The sequence below is a fragment of the Mycobacterium sp. PTI7 genome, assembly GCF_056679845.1.
Window position 1 is genome coordinate 5,496,434 of sequence record NZ_CM155252.1, and the last position, 19,472, is coordinate 5,515,905.

Annotated in this window: 18 protein-coding genes; 14 read left to right on the forward strand and 4 right to left on the reverse strand. The window is 70.1% G+C overall.

The genetic code is table 11. The features are described from left to right. Nucleotides 1-112 precede the first annotated feature (112 nt). Nucleotides 113-2,659 (forward strand): ATP-dependent chaperone ClpB, encoded by a 2,547-nt coding sequence (clpB, locus tag AC1MEY_RS26380; protein WP_480228291.1) that lies wholly within the window; start codon nucleotides 113-115, stop codon nucleotides 2,657-2,659. A gap of 125 nt (nucleotides 2,660-2,784) precedes the next feature. On the opposite strand, the gene AC1MEY_RS26385 is transcribed toward clpB, so the two are convergent. Continuing rightward, nucleotides 2,785-3,462 (reverse strand): SDR family NAD(P)-dependent oxidoreductase, encoded by a 678-nt coding sequence (locus AC1MEY_RS26385; RefSeq protein WP_480228292.1) that lies wholly within the window; start codon nucleotides 3,460-3,462, stop codon nucleotides 2,785-2,787. A 108-nt stretch (nucleotides 3,463-3,570) separates the two neighbouring features. Between AC1MEY_RS26385 and ttfA the strand changes: the two genes are divergently transcribed. From ttfA to nhaA, 7 genes are read left to right on the forward strand one after another with little or no spacing between them, the layout of a single operon-like run. After that, the gene (gene ttfA / locus AC1MEY_RS26390; RefSeq protein WP_480228293.1) at nucleotides 3,571-4,377 is read left to right on the forward strand and encodes a trehalose monomycolate transport factor TtfA; all 807 of its coding nucleotides are present in this window, start codon (nucleotides 3,571-3,573) and stop codon (nucleotides 4,375-4,377) included. A 17-nt stretch (nucleotides 4,378-4,394) separates the two neighbouring features. Beyond that, the gene (locus tag AC1MEY_RS26395; RefSeq protein ID WP_480228294.1) at nucleotides 4,395-5,171 is read left to right on the forward strand and encodes an SDR family NAD(P)-dependent oxidoreductase; all 777 of its coding nucleotides are present in this window, start codon (nucleotides 4,395-4,397) and stop codon (nucleotides 5,169-5,171) included. Then, nucleotides 5,168-6,061 (forward strand): hypothetical protein, encoded by an 894-nt coding sequence (locus AC1MEY_RS26400; RefSeq protein WP_480228295.1) that lies wholly within the window; start codon nucleotides 5,168-5,170, stop codon nucleotides 6,059-6,061. Before AC1MEY_RS26395 ends, AC1MEY_RS26400 begins: the two co-directional genes overlap by 4 nt. Next, complete coding sequence (locus AC1MEY_RS26405) at nucleotides 6,030-6,707, forward strand: TrmH family RNA methyltransferase (RefSeq protein WP_480228296.1); 678 nt, start codon at nucleotides 6,030-6,032, stop codon at nucleotides 6,705-6,707. The genes AC1MEY_RS26400 and AC1MEY_RS26405 overlap by 32 nt, the downstream gene beginning before the upstream one ends. 15 nt (nucleotides 6,708-6,722) lie before the next feature. Next, nucleotides 6,723-7,859 (forward strand): glycoside hydrolase family 76 protein, encoded by a 1,137-nt coding sequence (locus AC1MEY_RS26410; RefSeq protein WP_480228297.1) that lies wholly within the window; start codon nucleotides 6,723-6,725, stop codon nucleotides 7,857-7,859. Next, nucleotides 7,860-9,812: an acetoacetate--CoA ligase gene (locus AC1MEY_RS26415; protein WP_480228298.1), complete on the forward strand. Its 1,953-nt coding sequence runs from the start codon at nucleotides 7,860-7,862 to the stop codon at nucleotides 9,810-9,812. Next, on the forward strand, nucleotides 9,809-11,632 hold the full coding sequence (gene nhaA, locus AC1MEY_RS26420) for a Na+/H+ antiporter NhaA (RefSeq protein WP_480228299.1): 1,824 nt from the start codon (nucleotides 9,809-9,811) through the stop codon (nucleotides 11,630-11,632). The genes AC1MEY_RS26415 and nhaA overlap by 4 nt, the downstream gene beginning before the upstream one ends. Here nhaA and AC1MEY_RS26425 read toward each other — a convergent pair. Continuing rightward, the gene (locus AC1MEY_RS26425; protein WP_480231681.1) at nucleotides 11,624-12,184 is read right to left on the reverse strand and encodes a TetR/AcrR family transcriptional regulator; all 561 of its coding nucleotides are present in this window, start codon (nucleotides 12,182-12,184) and stop codon (nucleotides 11,624-11,626) included. The genes nhaA and AC1MEY_RS26425 overlap by 9 nt on opposite strands. 97 nt (nucleotides 12,185-12,281) lie before the next feature. Between AC1MEY_RS26425 and AC1MEY_RS26430 the strand changes: the two genes are divergently transcribed. Genes AC1MEY_RS26430 through AC1MEY_RS26440 form a run of 3 tightly spaced genes read left to right on the forward strand, consistent with a single transcriptional unit; the run spans nucleotide 12,282 to nucleotide 15,326 of the window. After that, complete coding sequence (locus tag AC1MEY_RS26430) at nucleotides 12,282-13,319, forward strand: Rieske 2Fe-2S domain-containing protein (RefSeq protein WP_480228300.1); 1,038 nt, start codon at nucleotides 12,282-12,284, stop codon at nucleotides 13,317-13,319. 53 nt (nucleotides 13,320-13,372) lie between these two features. Then, entirely contained in the window at nucleotides 13,373-14,398 is a 1,026-nt protein-coding gene (locus AC1MEY_RS26435) for an NAD(P)H-dependent amine dehydrogenase family protein (RefSeq protein WP_480231682.1), read from the forward strand. A gap of 19 nt (nucleotides 14,399-14,417) precedes the next feature. Then, nucleotides 14,418-15,326 (forward strand): LLM class F420-dependent oxidoreductase, encoded by a 909-nt coding sequence (locus AC1MEY_RS26440; RefSeq protein ID WP_480228301.1) that lies wholly within the window; start codon nucleotides 14,418-14,420, stop codon nucleotides 15,324-15,326. Here AC1MEY_RS26440 and AC1MEY_RS26445 read toward each other — a convergent pair. Next, nucleotides 15,323-16,018, reverse strand: a complete 696-nt coding sequence (locus AC1MEY_RS26445) for a VTT domain-containing protein (protein ID WP_480228302.1) — start codon at nucleotides 16,016-16,018, stop codon at nucleotides 15,323-15,325. The two genes, AC1MEY_RS26440 and AC1MEY_RS26445, sit on opposite strands and share 4 nt — an antisense overlap. A gap of 99 nt (nucleotides 16,019-16,117) precedes the next feature. Here AC1MEY_RS26445 and AC1MEY_RS26450 point away from each other — a divergent pair, with 99 nt between their 5' ends. From AC1MEY_RS26450 to fbaA, 3 genes are all read left to right on the forward strand, one after another. Beyond that, nucleotides 16,118-17,131 carry an alcohol dehydrogenase catalytic domain-containing protein gene (locus AC1MEY_RS26450; RefSeq protein WP_480228303.1) on the forward strand — a complete coding sequence of 338 codons (1,014 nt, stop codon included), beginning with the start codon at nucleotides 16,118-16,120 and terminating at the stop codon, nucleotides 17,129-17,131. Continuing rightward, nucleotides 17,131-17,511 carry an ester cyclase gene (locus tag AC1MEY_RS26455; RefSeq protein ID WP_480228304.1) on the forward strand — a complete coding sequence of 127 codons (381 nt, stop codon included), beginning with the start codon at nucleotides 17,131-17,133 and terminating at the stop codon, nucleotides 17,509-17,511. Before AC1MEY_RS26450 ends, AC1MEY_RS26455 begins: the two co-directional genes overlap by 1 nt. Nucleotides 17,512-17,597: 86 nt before the next feature. After that, on the forward strand, nucleotides 17,598-18,635 hold the full coding sequence (gene fbaA, locus AC1MEY_RS26460) for a class II fructose-bisphosphate aldolase (RefSeq protein WP_480228305.1): 1,038 nt from the start codon (nucleotides 17,598-17,600) through the stop codon (nucleotides 18,633-18,635). On the opposite strand, the gene AC1MEY_RS26465 is transcribed toward fbaA, so the two are convergent. Next, complete coding sequence (locus tag AC1MEY_RS26465) at nucleotides 18,636-19,427, reverse strand: Rv0361 family membrane protein (RefSeq protein WP_480228306.1); 792 nt, start codon at nucleotides 19,425-19,427, stop codon at nucleotides 18,636-18,638. Nucleotides 19,428-19,472 lie beyond the last annotated feature (45 nt).

The following is a 19,472-nucleotide window of genomic DNA, read 5'->3' on the forward strand; positions in this document are numbered from 1 at the left end:
GGTCGGCGTCGCGTCGCGCTGAAATTGGTTAGAGTTGAGCGGAACAGACTCAACCTTGACTGCGTTGTGCAAGGCGAGAAGCATTTTCCCCCAGTTGAGAGATGGAGGTGTCGTGGACTCGTTCAACCCGACCACGAAGACCCAGGCGGCGCTGACCTCGGCGTTGCAGGCGGCAACCGCTGCAGGCAATCCGGAGATCCGGCCCGCCCACTTGTTGATGGCGTTGCTGACGCAGAACGACGGCATCGCCGCGCCGCTGCTCGAGGCGGTCGGAGTCGAACCCGCAACGGTCCGCGCCGAGGTCCAGCGCCTCGTCGAGCGGCTGCCCAGCGCGAGCGGCGCCAACTCGACGCCGCAGCTGTCCCGCGAATCGCTCGCCGCGATCACCGCCGCCCAGCACCTGGCCACCGAGATGGACGACGAGTACGTCTCCACCGAGCACCTGCTCGTCGGACTCGCCACCGGTGACAGCGACGTCGCGAAGCTCCTGACGAACGCGGGCGCATCCCCGCAGGCGATGCGCGAGGCGTTCACCAAGGTCCGCGGCAGTGCCCGCGTCACCAGCCCCGACCCGGAGGCCACCTATCAGGCGCTGGAGAAGTACTCCACCGACCTGACCGCACGTGCCCGCGAGGGCAAGCTCGACCCGGTCATCGGGCGCGACAACGAGATTCGTCGCGTCGTCCAGGTGCTGAGCCGTCGCACCAAGAACAACCCCGTGCTGATCGGCGAACCCGGCGTCGGCAAGACCGCGATCGTCGAGGGCCTGGCCCAGCGCATCATCGCCGGCGACGTGCCGGAGAGCCTGCGCGACAAGACCGTCGTCTCGCTCGACATGGGCTCGATGGTGGCCGGCGCCAAGTACCGCGGTGAATTCGAGGAGCGGCTCAAGGCCGTCCTCGACGACATCAAGAACTCGGCCGGTCAGGTCATCACGTTCATCGACGAGCTGCACACCATCGTGGGCGCCGGCGCCACCGGCGAGGGCGCGATGGACGCGGGCAACATGATCAAGCCGATGCTGGCCCGCGGCGAACTGCGGATGGTCGGCGCCACCACGCTCGAGGAGTACCGCAAGTACATCGAGAAGGACGCCGCCCTGGAGCGCCGCTTCCAGCAGGTGCTGGTCGGCGAGCCGTCCGTCGAGGACACCGTCGGCATCCTGCGCGGTCTCAAGGACCGCTACGAGGTGCACCACGGCGTGCGCATCACCGACTCCGCGCTGGTCGCCGCCGCCACGCTGTCCGATCGCTACATCACCAGCCGCTTCCTGCCGGACAAGGCCATCGACCTCGTCGACGAGGCCGGCTCCCGGCTGCGCATGGAGATCGACTCCCGCCCCGTCGAGATCGACGAGGTCGAACGTCTGGTCCGTCGCCTCGAGATCGAGGAGATGGCCCTGGCCAAGGAGGAGGACGCCGCGTCGAAGGATCGGCTGGAGAAGCTGCGCGCCGAGCTGGCCGACAAGAAGGAGCAGCTCTCGGAACTGACCACCAGGTGGCAGAACGAGAAGAGCGCCATCGACGTCGTCCGCGACCTCAAGGAGCAGCTCGACAACCTGCGCGGCGAGTCCGAGCGCGCCGAGCGCGACGGCGACCTCGCCAAGGCCGCCGAACTCCGGTACGGCCGGATCCCGCAGATCGAGAAGCAACTCGACGCTGCGCTGCCCCAGGCGCAGGCGCAGGAGAACGTCATGCTGAAGGAGGAGGTCGGCCCCGACGACATCGCCGAGGTGGTGCAGGCGTGGACCGGCATCCCGGCCGGACGGCTGCTCGAGGGCGAAACCGCCAAGCTGCTCCGCATGGAGGAGGAGCTGGGCAAGCGCGTCATCGGCCAGCGCAAGGCCGTCGCCGCCGTCTCCGACGCGGTGCGCAGGAGCCGGGCCGGCGTCGCGGACCCGAACCGCCCGACGGGCTCGTTCCTGTTCCTCGGCCCGACCGGCGTCGGCAAGACCGAGCTGGCCAAGGCGCTCGCGGACTTCCTGTTCGACGACGAGCGGGCGATGGTCCGCATCGACATGAGCGAGTACGGCGAGAAGCACTCCGTCGCACGGCTGGTCGGTGCGCCTCCCGGCTACATCGGCTATGACCAGGGCGGTCAGCTCACCGAGCTGGTACGCCGCCGGCCGTACTCGGTGGTGCTGTTCGACGAGGTCGAGAAGGCGCACCCGGACGTGTTCGACGTGCTGCTGCAGGTGCTCGACGAGGGCCGGCTGACCGATGGTCAGGGCCGCACGGTCGACTTCCGCAACACCATCCTCATCCTGACGTCCAACCTCGGGTCGGGCGGCAGCGAGGAGCAGGTGATGGCGGCGGTGCGATCGGCGTTCAAGCCGGAGTTCATCAACCGTCTCGACGACGTGCTGATCTTCGACGGGCTCAACCCCGAGGAGCTGGTGCGCATCGTCGACATCCAGCTCGACCAGCTGCAGAAGCGGCTGGCCCAGCGCCGGTTGGCCCTCGAGGTGTCGCTACCGGCCAAGAAGTGGCTCGGCGAGCGCGGTTTCGACCCGCTCTACGGCGCCCGCCCGCTGCGCCGGCTGGTGCAGCAGGCCATCGGCGACCAGCTGGCCCGGCTGCTGCTGGCCGGCGAGGTCCACGACGGCGACGTCGTGCCGGTCAACGTGAGCCCGGACGGTGAAGGCCTGATCCTGGGCTGACCTTCCCCCCGCGACAAGACGTGAACTCCCCTCCTTCCTGGTGAAGGAGGGGAGTTTGCGTCTGTTCGCGGACTGCGCGGTGAGCGCCGCGCCGAGATCTGCACCAGCGTTGTCGGGACCCGCCGCTAGAACGCGGTGCTGGGAACGTCGGTCTCGTCGCCGAGCAGCGCCTCGACGATGCGCGCGGCGACGGCGTCGGGATCGAGGCCGGTCGGCAGCTTCGGCGGATCGCCAGCGATCGCGCGGCCGGCGAGCCCGGTCTCCGTGTGCGGCGGCCGGACGTCGACGATGCGCACCTTGCGGCGCCGCGCCTCGCCGCGCACGGCCGTGAACAGCGCGGCGGTGGCGGCCTTCGCCGCGGAGTACACGGCCATGTTGGCCATGGGCTTCTCGGCGACCACCGCGCTGATGCCGAGGATCACCCCGCCGGCGGGCAGCACGGGCAGGGCGGCCCGGATGATCCGCACGGGCGCCAGGAAGTCGACGAGCACGAGGTCGTCGATGGTGTCGTCGTCGATGTCGGCGAGCGGGCCGAACGCCACCACCCCGGCCGCGATCACCACGCCGTCGAGGTGGCCGTGCCGTTCGGCCGCGGCCTCGACGACCGTGCGCCCGGCGTCCGGTTCGCGCAGGTCCGCGACCACCACGTGCGCGCCGTCGATGCCCAGCCCCGCCAGCGCGTCCTCCGACCGGCCGGTGACCGTCACCGAGGCGCCGCGGTCGGCCAGCGACCGCGCGACCCGGGATCCGAGCGCACCGCTGGCGCCGACGACGAGATAGGCCTTTTCGGCGAGATCGCTCACCACCTCAGTATCGGTGGCCGCACCGTCCGGGTGGCCGCACCGCCCGTGACGGGGTTGTGACCCGTATCCGTTCTGGCATCGACGGCCGGAGCAAGTAGTCTGGTGGCAATGGTTCCTCTCTGGTTCACGCTGTCCGCACTCTGTTTCGTGGGTGCGGCCGTACTGCTGTACGTCGACAGTGACCGTCGTCGTGGGTTGGGCCGTCGCCGCAAGTCCTGGGCCAAGTCGCACGGCTTCGACTACGAGCCCGAATCCTCGGACATCGTGAAGCGCTGGAAGCGCGGCGTGATGTCCACGGTCGGCGACGTGACCGCCAAGAACGTCGTCCTCGGCCAGATCCGCGGCGAGGCCGTCTTCATCTTCGATCTCGAGGACGTCGCGACCGTCATCGCGCTGCACCGCAAGGTCGGCACCAACGTCGTCGTCGACGTGCGCCTCAAGGACATCAAGGAACCGCGCGAGAGCGACGTGTGGCTGCTCGGCGCCATCGGCCCGCGGATGGTCTACTCCACCAACCTCGACGCCGCCCGCCGCGCCTGCGACCGGCGCATGGTCACGTTCGCGCACGCCGCACCGGACTGCGCCGAGATCATGTGGAACGAGCAGAACTGGACGCTCGTCGCGATGCCGGTCGGCAGCACCCGCGCCCAGTGGGACGAGGGTCTGCTCACGGTCCGCCAGTTCAACGACCTGCTCCGCGTGCTCCCGCCCGTGCCGCAGCCCGGCCAGAGCCCCGTCGCCGGCCCGGGTGCGCGCCGCGGCGCCGCCGCCAGCCGCCCGTTCGCGCCGGCCCGTCCCGCCGAACTGCCCGCGGGCCGCGCCGACCAGCCGCCCTCACGTGCCGACGTGGGTCGCTACACCCAGCAGCGCCCGCCCGCGCGCAACGGCCGCCAGTCGGCTCACCACCAGCGCTAGCCGCTACCCTGTCGGGCATGTCCCGCCCCGTCACGATGATCACCGGACCGACGTCCGGATTGGGCGCGGGATTCGCGCGCCGCTACGCCCTCGACGGCCATGACCTCGTGCTCGTGGCGCGTGACGTCGACCGCCTCGAGGCCCTCGCCGCCGAACTGCGGGACGAGGCGGGCGCCCAGGTCGAGGTACTCGTCGCCGACCTCGCCGTCGCCGAGGACCGGGCACGGGTCGCGGAGCGGCTCTCGACGGGCGTGCGGACCCTGGTGAACAACGCCGGCTTCGGCACCTCGGGTGAGTTCTGGACCGCGGACCTCGCCGTCCTGCAGGGCCAGCTCGACGTCAACGTCACCGCCGTGATGGCGCTGACGCACGCCGCACTGCCGCCCATGCTGGCCGCCGGCGAGGGCACCGTCATCAACGTCGCGAGCGTGGCCGGTCTGCTGCCGGGCCGCGGCTCGACCTACTCGGCGTCCAAGGCATGGGTGGTCGCGTTCTCCGAGGGGCTCGCCAACGGCCTCGACGGCACCGGCGTCGGCGTCCATGCGCTGTGCCCGGGCTTCGTGCGCACCGAGTTCCACGAGCGCGCGGGCATCGACATGGACGGCACCCCGTCCATCCTGTGGCTCGAGGTGGGCGACGTGGTGCGCGACTGCCTGGCCGACGTCGCCAAGGGCAAGGTCGTGATCGTGCCGGGGCTGCAGTACAAGGTGCTGACCACCGGCGGGCGCATGGTGCCGCGAAATGCGGTGCGCGCGTTGACCAAGGTAGTCGGTCGCGGCCGCGGGCGGACGTGAGGCGCGCACTCGCAGCTCTACTGGTGGTCGTCCTGCTGGCCGCCTGCTCCGGCAGCGCCGAGGAGTCCGGCCCGTACGGCGCGGAGTCGGCGACGCTGGGGGCCTCCCAGGCCGTGCTCGGCTGGAACCTGTCGGTGGCCAACCTGCGCTTCGAGGGTGACTACGTCCTCGTCGACGTCGACGCCGCACCCTCGGATCCCGCCGCGCCCCGCGCGAAGCCGGACAGCATCCGGCTCGGGCTGTACGGCGCGCTCGCCCACCCCGTCGAGTCCAACGCCGTCGGCGGGTGCGCCGACTTGACGACACTGGACATCCAGCCGGCGACGGCCACCCCGGACTCGTTGCGCGGCACGGTGTGCCTGGGCCCGATGCGCGACCAGGCCCAGGTGCGCGGCGTCTACGCCTACTCCCCGCAGGACCGGATCGCGGGCACCACCGTCGCGTATCCGGCGTCGTTCCCCGTGGGGCTGACGCCCACCAATGACAACGACACCGGCCTGATCCTGCAGACCTCCACCGTCGACGCCTTCCGCGCCGACGGCGGGAAGCTGGACCCCACCGCGCTCGGCGATCCGACGGCGTTCCAGGGCAACGGCTACATGCTGCTCGGGCTCGAAATCAACGGCCTCGCAGCGCGTTACCGCGAGGACTCCGCCCGCCGCGGTGGCCCGCTGATGGTCACCGTGGCACCCACGCTGCCGGGCCGGGGGCTGTCGTACGCCTGCTCGATCTACGGGTCGTCGCTGCTGGTGCTGCCCGAGGCGTCGCTCGAGGCCGTCGCGGTGCGCGCGTCGCTGTGCACCCAGGGCGAGATCAACTCCGCGCTGCTCTACGCCACGGTCTCGGTCATGGGCACCCATGCGGCGCTGTGGACGACGCCCAGTGTCTGAGCCCGGACCCACCGAGTGGGGCACCGCGCCGGGCGTCGGGCCGTGGACATCGGAACGGCCGGGTGACCTGCCCGACGATCCGCGCTACGACCCGGACCTGTTGCGCGAGGGCGATACCCGCAACGTCGTGGACGCCTACCGGTACTGGACCCGACGGGCGATCGTCGCCGACATCGACACCCGGCGGCACCCGCTGCACGTCGCGATCGAGAACTTCGGCAACGACGCCAACATCGGCACCGTGGTGCGGACCGCGAACGCGTTCGCCGTCGACACCGTGCACATCGTGGGCCGCCGCCGCTGGAACCGGCGCGGCGCGATGGTGACCGACCGCTACCAGCGGCTCGCCCACCACGAGACCACCGCCGACCTGCTCGAGTTCGCGGCAGGCGCGGGCCTCGCCGTGATCGCCGTCGACAACGTGCCCGGGGCGGTACCGCTGGAACACACGACGCTGCCGCGGGATTGTCTGCTGGTGTTCGGGCAGGAGGGCCCCGGGATCACCGACGACGCGCGCCGCGGAGCCGCGGCGACGGTGTCCATCGCGCAGTTCGGATCGACCCGCAGCATCAACGCGGCGGTGGCGGCGGGCATCGCGATGCACGCGTGGATCGCCCGACACGCCGACCTCGGCCAGGCCTGGTAGGGCAGGATCGGGGGTATGGATCAGCTCTGGGCCAACCGCGCCGCCAGCGCGGAAACCGCCGTCACGACGCGGCACCTGCGGAAACTGTGGCAGCTGCCGGGCACGCAGCTCGGCGTCGTCGCCTGGCCGTCGGAGCGCAAGTACCGGACGTTCGGCACGTGGCACTACTGGTGGCAGGCGCACCTCCTGGACTGCCTCGTCGACGCGCACGTACGCGACCCCCAGGCCGAGCGGGTGCAGCGCATCGAGCGCCAGATCCGTGGCCACCGCCTGCGGAACACGCTCAAGTGGACCAACGACTACTACGACGACATGGCGTGGCTGGCGCTCGCGCTGGAGCGCGCGGGCCGGCTGGCGGGCGTCGAGCGGCCGAAGGCGCTGTCGACGCTGGCCGACCAGTTCCTCAACTCCTGGGTGCCCGAGGATGGCGGCGGCATCCCGTGGCGCAAGCAGGACCAGTTCTTCAACGCCCCGGCCAACGGGCCCGCGGGCATCTTCCTCGCGCGCTACGACGACCGGCTGCGTCGCGCCCAGCAGATGGCCGACTGGATCGACGAGACGCTGATCGACCCCGAGTCGCACCTGGTGTTCGACGGCGTCAAGGCGGGCTCGCTGGTGCGCGCGCAGTACACGTACTGCCAGGGCGTCGTCCTCGGCCTCGAGACCGAACTCGCCGCACGCACCGCCGACGACCGCCACGCCCCGCGGGTGCGGCGGCTCGTCGCCGCGGTGCGCGACGGCATGGCGCCCGACGGCGTCATCCAGGGTGCGGGCGGTGGTGACGGCGGCCTCTTCAACGGCGTCACCGCGCGCTACCTCGCGCTGGTGGCGACGACGCTGCCGGAGCGTTCGCCCGAGGACACCGAGACCCGGTCGATCGCAAAGGACCTGGTGCTGAAGTCCGCCCGCTCGGCGTGGGACTACCGCCAGACCGTCGACGGGCTGCCCCTGTTCGGCGCGTTCTGGGACCGCGCCGCCGTGGTGCCCACCGCCGCCGGGAAGGACGCCGAATCCGTCGAGGGTGCGGTGAACTCCTCGGCGATCCCCGAACGCGACCTGTCGGTGCAGTTGGCCGGCTGGATGCTGATGGAGGCCGCGCACACCTTGAGCGACGAGCCTGCGGACGAACCCTCGAAGGAGGAAGAGGAGTAGATGACCCTCGCCGATGAGCTGACGGGTAGTTGGGAACCGGACCAGGCCGGGATCGACGCCGCGAATCTGACCCGCTTCATCGGGTGGCTGGCCGAGACCGGACGCGGCGAGTTCGACGGCTACGACGCGCTGTGGGCGGAGTCGGTGCGCGACCCGGGATGGTTCTGGGACGCGGTGTGGCACTTCTTCGACGTTCGCTCCGAGCAGCAGCCCGGCACCGCGCTGGCCGATGCGAGCATGCCGGGCGCGCAGTGGTTTCCGGACGTCACGCTCAACTACGTCACCGAGGTGTTCCGGCACGAGACCGCCGACCGGCCCGCGATGGTGGTGGCCGGCGAGGACGCCACCGTCGAGTGGTCGTGGGACCGCTTGCGACGGGAGACGGCGTCGTTCGCCGCGTTCCTGCGCTCGCACGGGGTGCGGCCCGGTGACCGCGTCGTCGGATACATGCCCAACGTCGGCGAGGCCGTCGTGGCGTTCCTCGGCGCGGCCGCGGTCGGCGCGACGTGGGCGGTCTGCAACCAGGACCTCGCCGTCGGTGGCGTCACCGCGCGGCTCAGTCAGCTCGAGCCCAGCGTCCTCGTCGCCAGCGACGGATCGTTCTACAACGGCAAGCGGATCGACCGCAGCGCCGAACTCGCCGAGATCCGCAGCCAGCTGCCGACGCTGAAGGCGACGGTCGTGGTGCCGCGGCTCGGCACCGCGCCCACTGAGGACGTCACGCCGTGGTCGGCGGTGCTGGAACTCGATGCGCCGCTGGAGATCACGCCGGTGCCGTTCGCGCAGCCGCTGTGGGTGCTGTTCTCCTCGGGCACCACCGGCACGCCGAAGGGCATCGTGCACGGGCACGGCGGCGTCGTCCTCGAGCATCTCAAGTACCTCGCGCTGCACCTCGACCTTGGTCCCGAGGACCGCTTCTTCTGGCAGTCGAGCACCAGCTGGATGATGTGGAACCTGTTGCTCGGCGGCCTGCTCGTCGGGTCGACGATCGTGACCTACGACGGCAGTCCCACCTACGGCCGGACCGACCACCTCTGGCAGGTGGCCGCCGACACCGGCACCACGGTGCTGGGCGCGGGTGCGGGCTACTGGCTGGCGTGCGCCAAGGAGGACCTGCGGCCCGGCGAGGAGTTCGCGCTGGAGGCGGTCCGAGCCGTCGGCTCCACCGGATCTCCGCTGCCCGCATCGGGTTACCGCTGGATCCAGGAGGGCCTGGGGCGGCGCATCCCCATCGTGTCGGCGAGCGGCGGCACCGACGTCGTCACCGCCTTCATCGGCGGCTGCCCGCTGGTGCCGATCCGGGCGGGCGAACTCAACGTGCTGTGCCTGGGCGCGGCCATCGAGGCCTGGGCCGACGGCGGCACGTCGGTCACCGAGGAGGCGGGCGAGCTGGTCATCACCAAGCCGATGCCGTCGATGCCGGTGTTCTTCTGGAACGACGAGGGTGGCGCGAAGTACCACGACGCCTACTTCGACAAGTACGACGGCGTCTGGTGTCACGGTGACTGGCTCACCATCACCGACCGCAGGTCCGTCGTGGTGCACGGCCGGTCGGACGCCACGCTGAACCGGATGGGCGTCCGGATGGGCAGCGCCGAGATCTACAACGCCGTCGAGGGTCTCGCCGAGGTCACCGACTGCCTGGTGGTCGGCTGCGAACTCGACGACGGTGGCTACTGGATGCCGCTGTTCGTGGCGCTCGCCGACGGTGTCGAGTTCGACGACGACCTGCGGGCGAAGATCGTCGCCGCCATCAAGACGGGCGCGTCGCCACGGCACGTGCCCGACGACGTCATCGCCGTCCCGGGGATCCCGCGCACCATGACCGGCAAGCGGCTCGAGATCCCGATCAAGCGGATCCTGCTCGGCGCCACACCATCCGACGTGCTGACCCCCAGCGCCGTCGACCGGCCCGACCTGCTGGACGTCTTCGCGGGGCACGCTCGGACGTGAGCGAGAAGGCGCAGTCGCGGCCGAGCCGGTTCGGCCGGGATCCGACGGCGGCGCGCAGCGGCGAGAACACCGCGGCCGCACTGCTGCTGCTGTTCACCGTGCTCGCGATCGCATGGGCGAACTCGCCGTGGTCGCAGAGCTACACCGACTTCTGGGACATGCACGTCGGTCTCGTCGTGGGCGACGCGCACGCCGAGTTGACCATCAAGCACCTCGTCAACGACGGCCTGATGACGTTCTTCTTCTTCATCGTCGGGCTGGAGGTCAAGAGCCAGTTCACGATCGGGGAACTGACCGACCGGTCACGCGCGGCGGTGCCGGTGCTCGCGGCCGTCGCCGGGCTGATCCTGCCCGCCGTGGTGTTCCTGCTGCTGAACCCCAGCGGCGACGACGCCCGCGCCTGGGGTGTCGTGATCTCCACCGACACCGCGTTCCTCGTCGGCGCGCTCGCGATCATCGGGCCCAAGTACCCGTCCCGGCTGCGGACGTTCCTGCTCACGCTGGCCGTGGTCGACGACGTCGGCGCGCTGCTCGCGATCGCGCTGTTCTACTCCGATCAGCTGCGGATCTGGCCGCTGCTGCTCGCGGTGGCGCTGCTCGCCGCGATCGCTGCGGTCCGGCTGCTGCCCGTCGGGCGCGGCCCCGCCTACTTCGTGCTGGGCCTCGGGTTGTGGCTGGCACTGTTCGCCGGCGGGGTGCACCCGACGCTCGCGGGAGTGGCCGTGGCGCTGCTGATCCCGGTGTTCACCCCGGAGCGCGAGCGGGTCGAGGAGGCCGCGGAGGTGATCCGCGCCTTCCGGCAGTCCCCGAACTCCGAGTACGCCCGCGCCGCCACCCGCAGTCTGCGCGAGTCGATCTCGATCAACGAGCGGCTGCAGACGGGCTTCGGCCCGTACGTGTCGTTCCTGGTGCTGCCGTTGTTCGCGCTGGCGAACGCCGGGGTGCGCCTCGACGCCGGCACGGTGTCGGACGCGGTGCGGTCGCCCCTGACGTGGGGCGTGATCGCGGGTCTGGTGGTGGGCAAGCTGGTGGGCATCACCGCCGCGACGGCGCTGGTCCGGGCGACCGGCGTCGGCCGGCTGGCTCCCGGGCTGACGCTGCGCCGCGTCGCGGGCGGTGCGGCGCTGTCGGGCATCGGGTTCACCATCTCGCTGTTCATCGTCGACATCGCCATCACCGACCCGGTCAAGCAGGACCAGGCCCGCGTCGGCGTGCTCGCCGCCTCGGTCCTCGCGTTCACGCTGGGCTGGCTGTGGTTCCGGGTGACCGACCGGCTGAGCCCGCCGGTGGCGGTGGGCGCCACGCTGATCCGCGAGGTGGATCCAGCGCGCGACCACGTGCGCGGCAACCCGAACGCATCGCTGACACTCGTCGAGTACGGCGACTACGAATGCCCGTTCTGCAGCCGGGCCACCGGATCGATCGACGAGGTCCGGGCCCACTTTGGCGACCGGCTGCGTTACGTGTGGCGGCACTTCCCGATGGAGCGGGTGCACCCCCACGCGATGGACGCCGCACGGGCCGCGGAGGCAGCCGGATTGCAGGGCAAGTACTTCGAGATGGGCGCCCGGATGTTCGAGTTCCAGGACTTCCTGGAGTGGGAGCACATCTACCGCTACGCCGACGGTGTGGGCTGCGACGTCGGGAAGTTCGACGAGGACCTGCACTCGCCGCGGGTGCTGCACCGGGTGATGGACGACGCGCAGGACGCCGAGCTGATGGACCTCAACACGACGCCGACGTTCTTCGTCAACGGCAGGCGGCACCAGGGCCCGTTCGACGCCGCCAGCCTGATCCGTGCGCTGGACGCCTCAGAGTGAGCGCTGCAGGTAGCCGACGATCGCGTTGGTGAGGCCGGTGCGCGCCAAGTCCAGGTCGTAATACGAGCCGAGCTGGCGCTCCGACACCAGGCCCCGCATCGCGCCGGGGATGAACGAGGCGACCTCGCGGACCCGGCCGGGGTCCACGTCGACGTCGGCGAACGCGGTCTGGCACGCCTCGATCCAGCTGCGGCCCCACGATTGCAGTTCGGCCGCCGTCCGGGGGTAGAGCCGCTCGAGTTCGGCGCCGTCGCGGGGGAGTGCGGCGCGCAGCGTCTCGATGGCCCGCGAGTCGGGTGCATCCAGACCGTCGAAGAGGAGGTCGATGATGGCCGAGACCCGTTCGCGCAGTGGCGCTTCGGGGGTGGCCTGCGACGGGAGCATGCCGCGGCGCTCGGCGGTGCGGCGCAGCACCGCCGCCCACAGCCCGTCGACGTCGCCGAACTGGTACTTCACCGCGCCCCACGTCGCGCCGGCATCCTTGGCGATCCGGTTGCCCGAGGCGGCCGCGACGTCGCCGGTGGCCAACGCCCGCAGTGCGGCGTCGAGCATCCCGTCCCGCGTGGCCTGACCGCGTCGGTTCGGGCGACGGATGCTCGTCGCGTCGGACACTTGACGAATCGTAGAGCCCTCTGTGATTCTTGTCCACATGGCCCAACCGCCACTCTCGATGAAGCCGACGGGCTGGTTCCAGGTCGCCTGGTCCGAGCAGGTCGCGGTCGGTGCCGTCCACGCCATGACGTACTTCGGCGAGGACATGGTGGCCTGGCGCTCGGAGTCCGGCCGGGTGACCGTGATGAACGCCTACTGCGAACACCTCGGCGCGCACCTCGGCTTCGGCGGCCACGTCGTCGGCGAGGTCATCCAGTGCCCGTTCCACGGCTGGCAGTGGAACGCCGAGGGTCGAAACACGTGCATCCCCTACGAGTCCCGGCCAAACCGCGGCCGGCGGATGCGTACCTACCCGGTGGCCGAACGCAACGAGGCCATCTACGTCTGGCACGACCTCGAGGGCCGCGAGCCGTTCTTCGACGCACCCGACGTCTTCGCGAGCTTCGCCGACGGCAGCAGCCCGGCCGACTACTACCCGCAGCAGCGGCTGTATCGCGAAGCGCTGGAACTGCATCCGCAGTACGTGCTCGAGAACGGCGTCGACTTCGCCCACTTCAAGTTCGTGCACCAGACGCCCATCGTCCCCGTCTTCACCCGGCACGACTTCGCCGAACCCGTGTCCTACGTGGACTTCACGATCACCTTCGAGGGCGACGACGGGCAGCGGATCGAGGACGTCGACAGCGGCGTCGAGGCGATCAACGGCGGACTCGGCATCGCGGTCACCAAGAGCTGGGGGATGATCGACAACCGGACCATCTCGGCGATCACGCCGGTCGACGAGCGCACGTCCGACGTCCGCTTCTCCGTGTACATCGGCCGCACGCCCGGCAAGGACAGTCCCCGGCACGAAACGAAGGCCGCGGAGTTCGGCGACGAGGTGATCCGGCAGTTCGCCCAGGACGTCCACATCTGGAGTCATCAGCGCTACTCCGACCCGCCCGCCCTGGCGACGTCCGAGTACGAGGGCTTCACCGCGATCCGCACGTGGGCCATGCAGTTCTATCCCGACGGCCGCGGCGGCAGCGCTGCGGATTTGGCCGCACTCGACACCAGAGGAGTTCCACAGCAGTGACTTCCACACCGATCCGCGTCTTCCAGGTCGCCACCGGCAACGTCGGGTCCGAGATGATCAAGCGCATCGGCGCGCATCCCGATCTCGAACTGGTCGGGTTGCACTGCTATACGGCCGACAAGATCGGCCGCGACGCAGGCGAACTCGTCGGCATCGACCCGATCGGGGTGGTCGCCACCGGGTCCGTCGAGGAGATCGTCGCCGCGAAGCCCGACGTCCTGACCTTCCACGGCGTGTTCCCCGACGAGGACCTCTACGTCCGGGTCCTCGAGGCGGGCATCGACGTCGTCACCACCGCCGACTGGATCACCGGGTGGCATCGCGACACCAACCACCCGCACCCGTCGGGGAAGCCGGTCTCCCAGCTGTTGGCCGACGCGTGCGCCGTGGGCGGCTCCACGTTCTACGGCACCGGCATGAACCCCGGCGTCAACCAGATCCTCGGGGTCGCGTGCTCGGCCGACGTCGCCGAGATCGAGAACGTCACCACCATCGAATCGGTCGACGTGTCCTGCCATCACAGCAAGGACACCTGGATCGAGGTGGGGTACGGACTGCCCGTCGACGACCCGTCGATCCCCGGCAAGCTGGAGAAGTACACCCGGGTCTTCGCCGACAGCGTGCTGATGATGGCCGACTGCTTCGACCTCGCGCTCGACGAGGTGACGTTCAGCTACGAACTCGGCGCCTGCACCAAGGTCGTCGACCTCGGCTGGTACACGCTGCCCAAGGGATCGCTCGGCGGCAACTACCTCAAGTACCAGGGCATGGTCGACGGCGTGCCGCGCATCGAGACGCACCTCGAATGGCAGATGACGCCGCACACCGATCCCAGCTGGGACATCAAGGGCTGCTACATCACGCAGATCAAGGGCGACCCCTGCATCTACAACAAGCACATGATCTTCCCGAAACCCGGTGTGGACCTGTCCGATCCGTCGAGCTTCGCCTCGATCGGGATGACGGTCACGGGGCTGCCGGCGCTCAACGTCATCAGGTCCGTGGTGGCCGCGCCGCCGGGACTGCTGACCAGTGCCGACGTGCCGTTACGGGGATTCGCCGGTCGCTTCAGGAAGTAGGGTGCCTAGAGTCGAGGGCATGACCGACTCGAGCCGTCCCGAAATCGACTTCCCCAGCCGCATCGGTGTGTGGTGGGCCAGTGAGACCTGGGCGATGCCCGACGCCATCGAGGTGGCCCGCGAGATCGAAACTCTGGGATTCGGTTCGCTTTTCATCCCCGAGGTCACCGGCAAGGAGTGCCTGACGCAGTCGCTGGCGTTCCTGAGCGCCACCGAGCGCCTGGTGGTCGGCACCGGCATCGCCAACATTCACGTGCGCATCCCGTCGGCCGCCGAGACCGGTGCCCGCACCATCAGTTCGCTGTTCCCGCGCCGGTTCATGCTCGGCCTCGGCGTCAGCCACGCCCCGCTCGTCGAGCACGGCATGGGCAAGACCTACGCCAAGCCGCTGGCCACGATGCGCGACTACCTCGAGAAGATGGCGGCGGTCCCCGAGGTCATCGAGCCCGGCGCCGGCCGGCCGGTACGGCTCCTGGCCGCGCTCGGACCCAAGATGATCGAGCTGTCCGGCACGCACGCCGACGGCGCCCACCCCTACCTGGTGCTGCCCGAGCAGACCCGCGTCACCCGCGACATCCTCGGCCCGGACAAGTGGATCGTGTCCGAGCAGGCCGTCACCGTCGGCGGCTCGCCCGAGGAGCAGCTGCAGTGGGCGCACCAGCACCTCAACGTCTACAGCGGGCTGCCCAACTACCGGAACTCGTGGCTGCGACAGGGCTTCGACGAGTCCGACCTGGTGCACGGCGGCTCCGACAAGCTGGCGAAGGCGATCGTCGGCATGGGGTCGGTGCCCGCCGCGGCCGCGTCGGTGAAGGCGCACCTGGACGCAGGCGCCGACCACGTGGTGCTGCAGGTGCTCGGCGACGACCCGATGATGGACCCGCGGCCCGCCCTGCGCGAACTCGCCTCCGAGTTGGACCTGCTCTAGACCTCGCCGGGCGCGGGCTCGCCGGGGAGCGCACCCCGCCGGCGGGCTTCGCGGCGGCGCTTGAACCACTCGATGAAGATCGGCAGCACCGACAGCAGCACGATCAGGATGAAGATCGGCTCGAGGAGCTTCTGGACGATCTCGAAGCTGCCCAGCCAGAACCCGAGCAGCGTCAGCCCGACACCCCACACGACGGCGCCGAGGATGTTCCAGAACGCGAATGCGCCGTAGTTCATCTTCGCCGCACCCGCGGTGATGGGCGCCAGCGTGCGGACGATCGGCACGAAGCGCGCCAGGACGATCGCGAACGGGCCGCGCTGCTCGAAGAACAGGTGCGCCTCGTCGAGGTACTTCTGCTTGAGGAACCGTGCGTTGGGCTTGAACATCGAGGTGCCGATGCTGCGGCCGATCCAGTAGCCCACCTGACCACCCAGGATCGCCGCCAGCGGGATGAACACCAGCAACTGCCACAGCTCGAAGTTGGCCGACGCCGCCACGTCCTGGGCGGCATGGCCCGCCGCCAGCATGCCCGCCACGAACAGCAGCGAGTCGCCGGGCAGGATCGGGAACAGCACGCCGGACTCGACGAACACCACCACCAGCAGACCGACGAGCGCCCAGGTGCCGAAGTATCCGATGAGGTTCAGCGGATCCATGTAGTCCGGCAGCAGCGCGAGCGTGGTGGTGGTCATGGCAGACCAAGATACCGGCGCAACGATGTGCACCCTCACAGGTGAGCTGTTCCAGCTAGCAGGCATACATGCGCGGGTCCGCACCCTTATTGTCGAAACATGGCCACCCATCGTGCAGTCCACGTCCCGTCCGCCGGCGCCGCGCTGACCCTCACCGACGTGGAGACCACGTCCCCGCCGCGTGACCACGTGCGCATCGCCGTCGTCGCCTCCGGGGTGTGCGGCACCGACCACGCCTTCGTCAACGGCGGCTTCCCGAACCTGTCCTGGCCGGTGACGCCGGGCCACGAGGTGGCGGGCACCATCGCCGAGGTGGGCGACGGGGTCGAGGACTTCGCCGTCGGCGACCGCGTGGCCGTGGGCTGGTTCGGTGGCAACTGCAACCGCTGCGTCCCGTGTCGGCAGGGATACATCATGCAGTGCGAGCGCATGCAGGTCCCCGGCTGGCAGTACCCCGGCGGCTACGCCGAATCGGTGACCGCGCCCGCGACCGCGCTGGCCCGCATCCCCGAGGGACTGTCGTTCAGCGAGGCCGCGCCCATGGGGTGCGCCGGCGTGACGACCTTCAACGGGCTGCGCAACACCCGCGCCAAGGCCGGCGACCTCGTCGCGGTCCTCGGCGTCGGCGGCCTGGGCCACCTCGGCGTGCAGTTCGCGCGGGCGATGGGCTTCGAGACCGTCGCGATCGCCCGCGGCCCGGGCAAGGAGGAGGACGCCAAGAAGCTGGGCGCCCACCACTACGTCGACTCGAACGCTTCCGATCCGGCCGCGGCGCTGCGGGACCTCGGCGGCGCCCGGGTGGTGCTCGCGACCGCCGCCAACTCCGCGGCCATGGCGGCGACGATCGGTGGGCTGGGTCCCGAGGGCGAACTCGTCGTCATCGGCGTCACGCCGGACAACCTGCCCATCAGCCCGCTGGACCTGATCAACTCCGGCCTGTCGGTGACGGGACATCCGTCCGGCACGTCGCGCGACGTCGAGGAGACCATGCACTTCGCGCTGCAGACCGGCGTGCGGGCGATGATCGAGGAGCGTCCGCTGGCCGAGGCGGCCGCCGCGTACGAGGCGATGGACACCGGCAAGGCGCGCTACCGCATGGTGCTCACCGTCTAGTGCTCGGAATCGTCTACCAGCGCTACCTCGACTGCCTCAACGAGCGTCGGTGGGACGGGCTCGCCGAGTTCGTGGACGACGACGTGACCCACAACGACCGGCCGCTCGGACTGACTGGCTACCGGGCGATGCTGGAGGACGACGTGCGGACGATCCCCGATCTGCGCTTCGTCGCGGACCGCGTGGTGGCCGAGGGCGACGTCGTGGCGTGCCGGTTGCTGTTCCGGTGCCGGCCCGAACGGACCTTCCTGGGTTTCGAGCCGACGGGCGAGACGATCACGTTCGCCGAACACGCCTTCTACGAGTTCCGGGACGGGCGGATCGTCGCCGTGTCGTCGCTGCTGGACGTGCGGGCGGTCGCCGCCCAGATGGCACGCTGACGCATCCGCCTGCCGCCGCGACGAGCTTCTTGCGATACTGGCTCTGACACGTCTGAAGAGCCGGAAACGCCAGGAGGAGCAACGCCATGCCCATCGCCACGCCCGAGGTCTACGCCGAGATGCTCGGTCGAGCCAAGGAGAACTCCTACGCGTTCCCGGCCATCAACTGCGTCGGCTCGGAGTCCATCAACGCCGCGATCAAGGGCTTCGCCGACGCCGGCAGCGACGGGATCATCCAGTTCTCCACCGGCGGTGCGGAATTCGGATCGGGCCTCGGCGTGAAGGACATGGTCACCGGCGCCGTCGCGCTGGCCGAGTTCGCCCACGTCGTCGCGGCCAAGTACCCGATCTCGGTGGCGCTGCACACCGACCACTGCCCCAAGGACAAGCTCGACTCCTACGTCCGCCCGCTGTTGGCCATCTCCGCCGAGCGGGTGAAGAACGGCCAGAACCCGCTGTTCCAGTCGCACATGTGGGACGGCTCGGCGGTCCCGATCGACGAGAACCTCGAGATCGCCAAGGAGCTGCTGAAGCTCGCGGCCGAGGCCAAGATCATCCTGGAGATCGAGATCGGCGTGGTCGGCGGTGAAGAGGACGGCGTCGAGGCCGAGATCAACGACAAGCTCTACACGACGCCCGAGGACTTCGAGAAGACGATCGACGCGCTCGGTCACGGCGAGCACGGCAAGTACCTGCTGGCCGCGACGTTCGGCAACGTGCACGGCGTCTACAAGCCCGGCAACGTGAAGCTGCGGCCCGAGGTGCTCGACCAGGGCCAGAAGGTCGCGACCGCCAAGCTCGGCCTGGCCGAGGGCAGCAAGCCCTTCGACTTCGTCTTCCACGGCGGCTCGGGCTCGCTGAAGTCGGAGATCGAGGACTCGCTCAACTACGGCGTCGTGAAGATGAACGTCGACACCGACACCCAGTACGCGTTCACCAGGCCGCTTGCCGCGCACATGTTCTCGAACTACGACGGCGTCCTGAAGATCGACGGCGAGGTGGGCAACAAGAAGGTCTACGACCCCCGCAGCTACCTCAAGAAGGCCGAGGCTGGCATGTCCGAGCGCGTCGTCGAGGCGTGCAACGACCTGCACAGCGCGGGCAAGAGCATCTCCGGGAGCTAGCTACTGCGGGGCCTGGCAGATCTTCCACTGCTCGTCGCGGAACTCGAGGTCGAAGCTCCGCGTCGAGCGGGTGGCCGGGTCGAACGCCATGAACGACGTCACGTTGGCCTCGGCGTGCGAGCCGTTGACCACCACCTGGTCGACGCTCGCGACCACCGGGTACTGCCGGGCCGCCGCGACCTTGGCGTGGATGTCCTTCCACCGGGCGTCGTCGTAGTCGACGTAGCTGACGGCGGTGTCCCCGCAGGTGATCCCGCGCAGCGCGGCGAGGTCACCCTTCTGGATCGCGGTGTCGAAGTCCTGGATCGTGGTGCGCACCAGGTCCTCCTGGGACACCGCGGGTTCGTCGTCGCGGGTCAGCAGGATGGTGCCGAGGATGGCGACGGCCACGACGGCGGCGATCACCAGCACCACCGCGACCACCCAGCCCCAGCTGCGGCGGCTCTTGGGCGCCTTGGGGGCTTCGCCGCCCCGGCCCGGGATGACCTGCGGGCCGGGCGTGGTGCCCTGGTGCGCGATGGGTTGGGTGAACGCGCCTGCGGCGGCGACGTCCGACTGCGGTGCCGCCGCGGAGAACACCTCGGTCGCGGGCTCGGGGACGTGGCCGATCACCTGGGTGGCGCCCGCGTCCGACGGGGACGGTGCGGTGAAGCGGCGTTCCTGCGGATCGGCGGACGCGTCGTCGCCGGACGGGGTGGCAGCCGACGGATCTGCGGGCGGAAACGCCTCCGTCAGTGCTTCCGAGGACGCCTTCGAATTCTGGTCCTCGTCGGGCCCTGATGGGTTCGACATGTGTGTCCCACTCCTCTTCGCGACGGTCAGCCACGAGCTTATCCA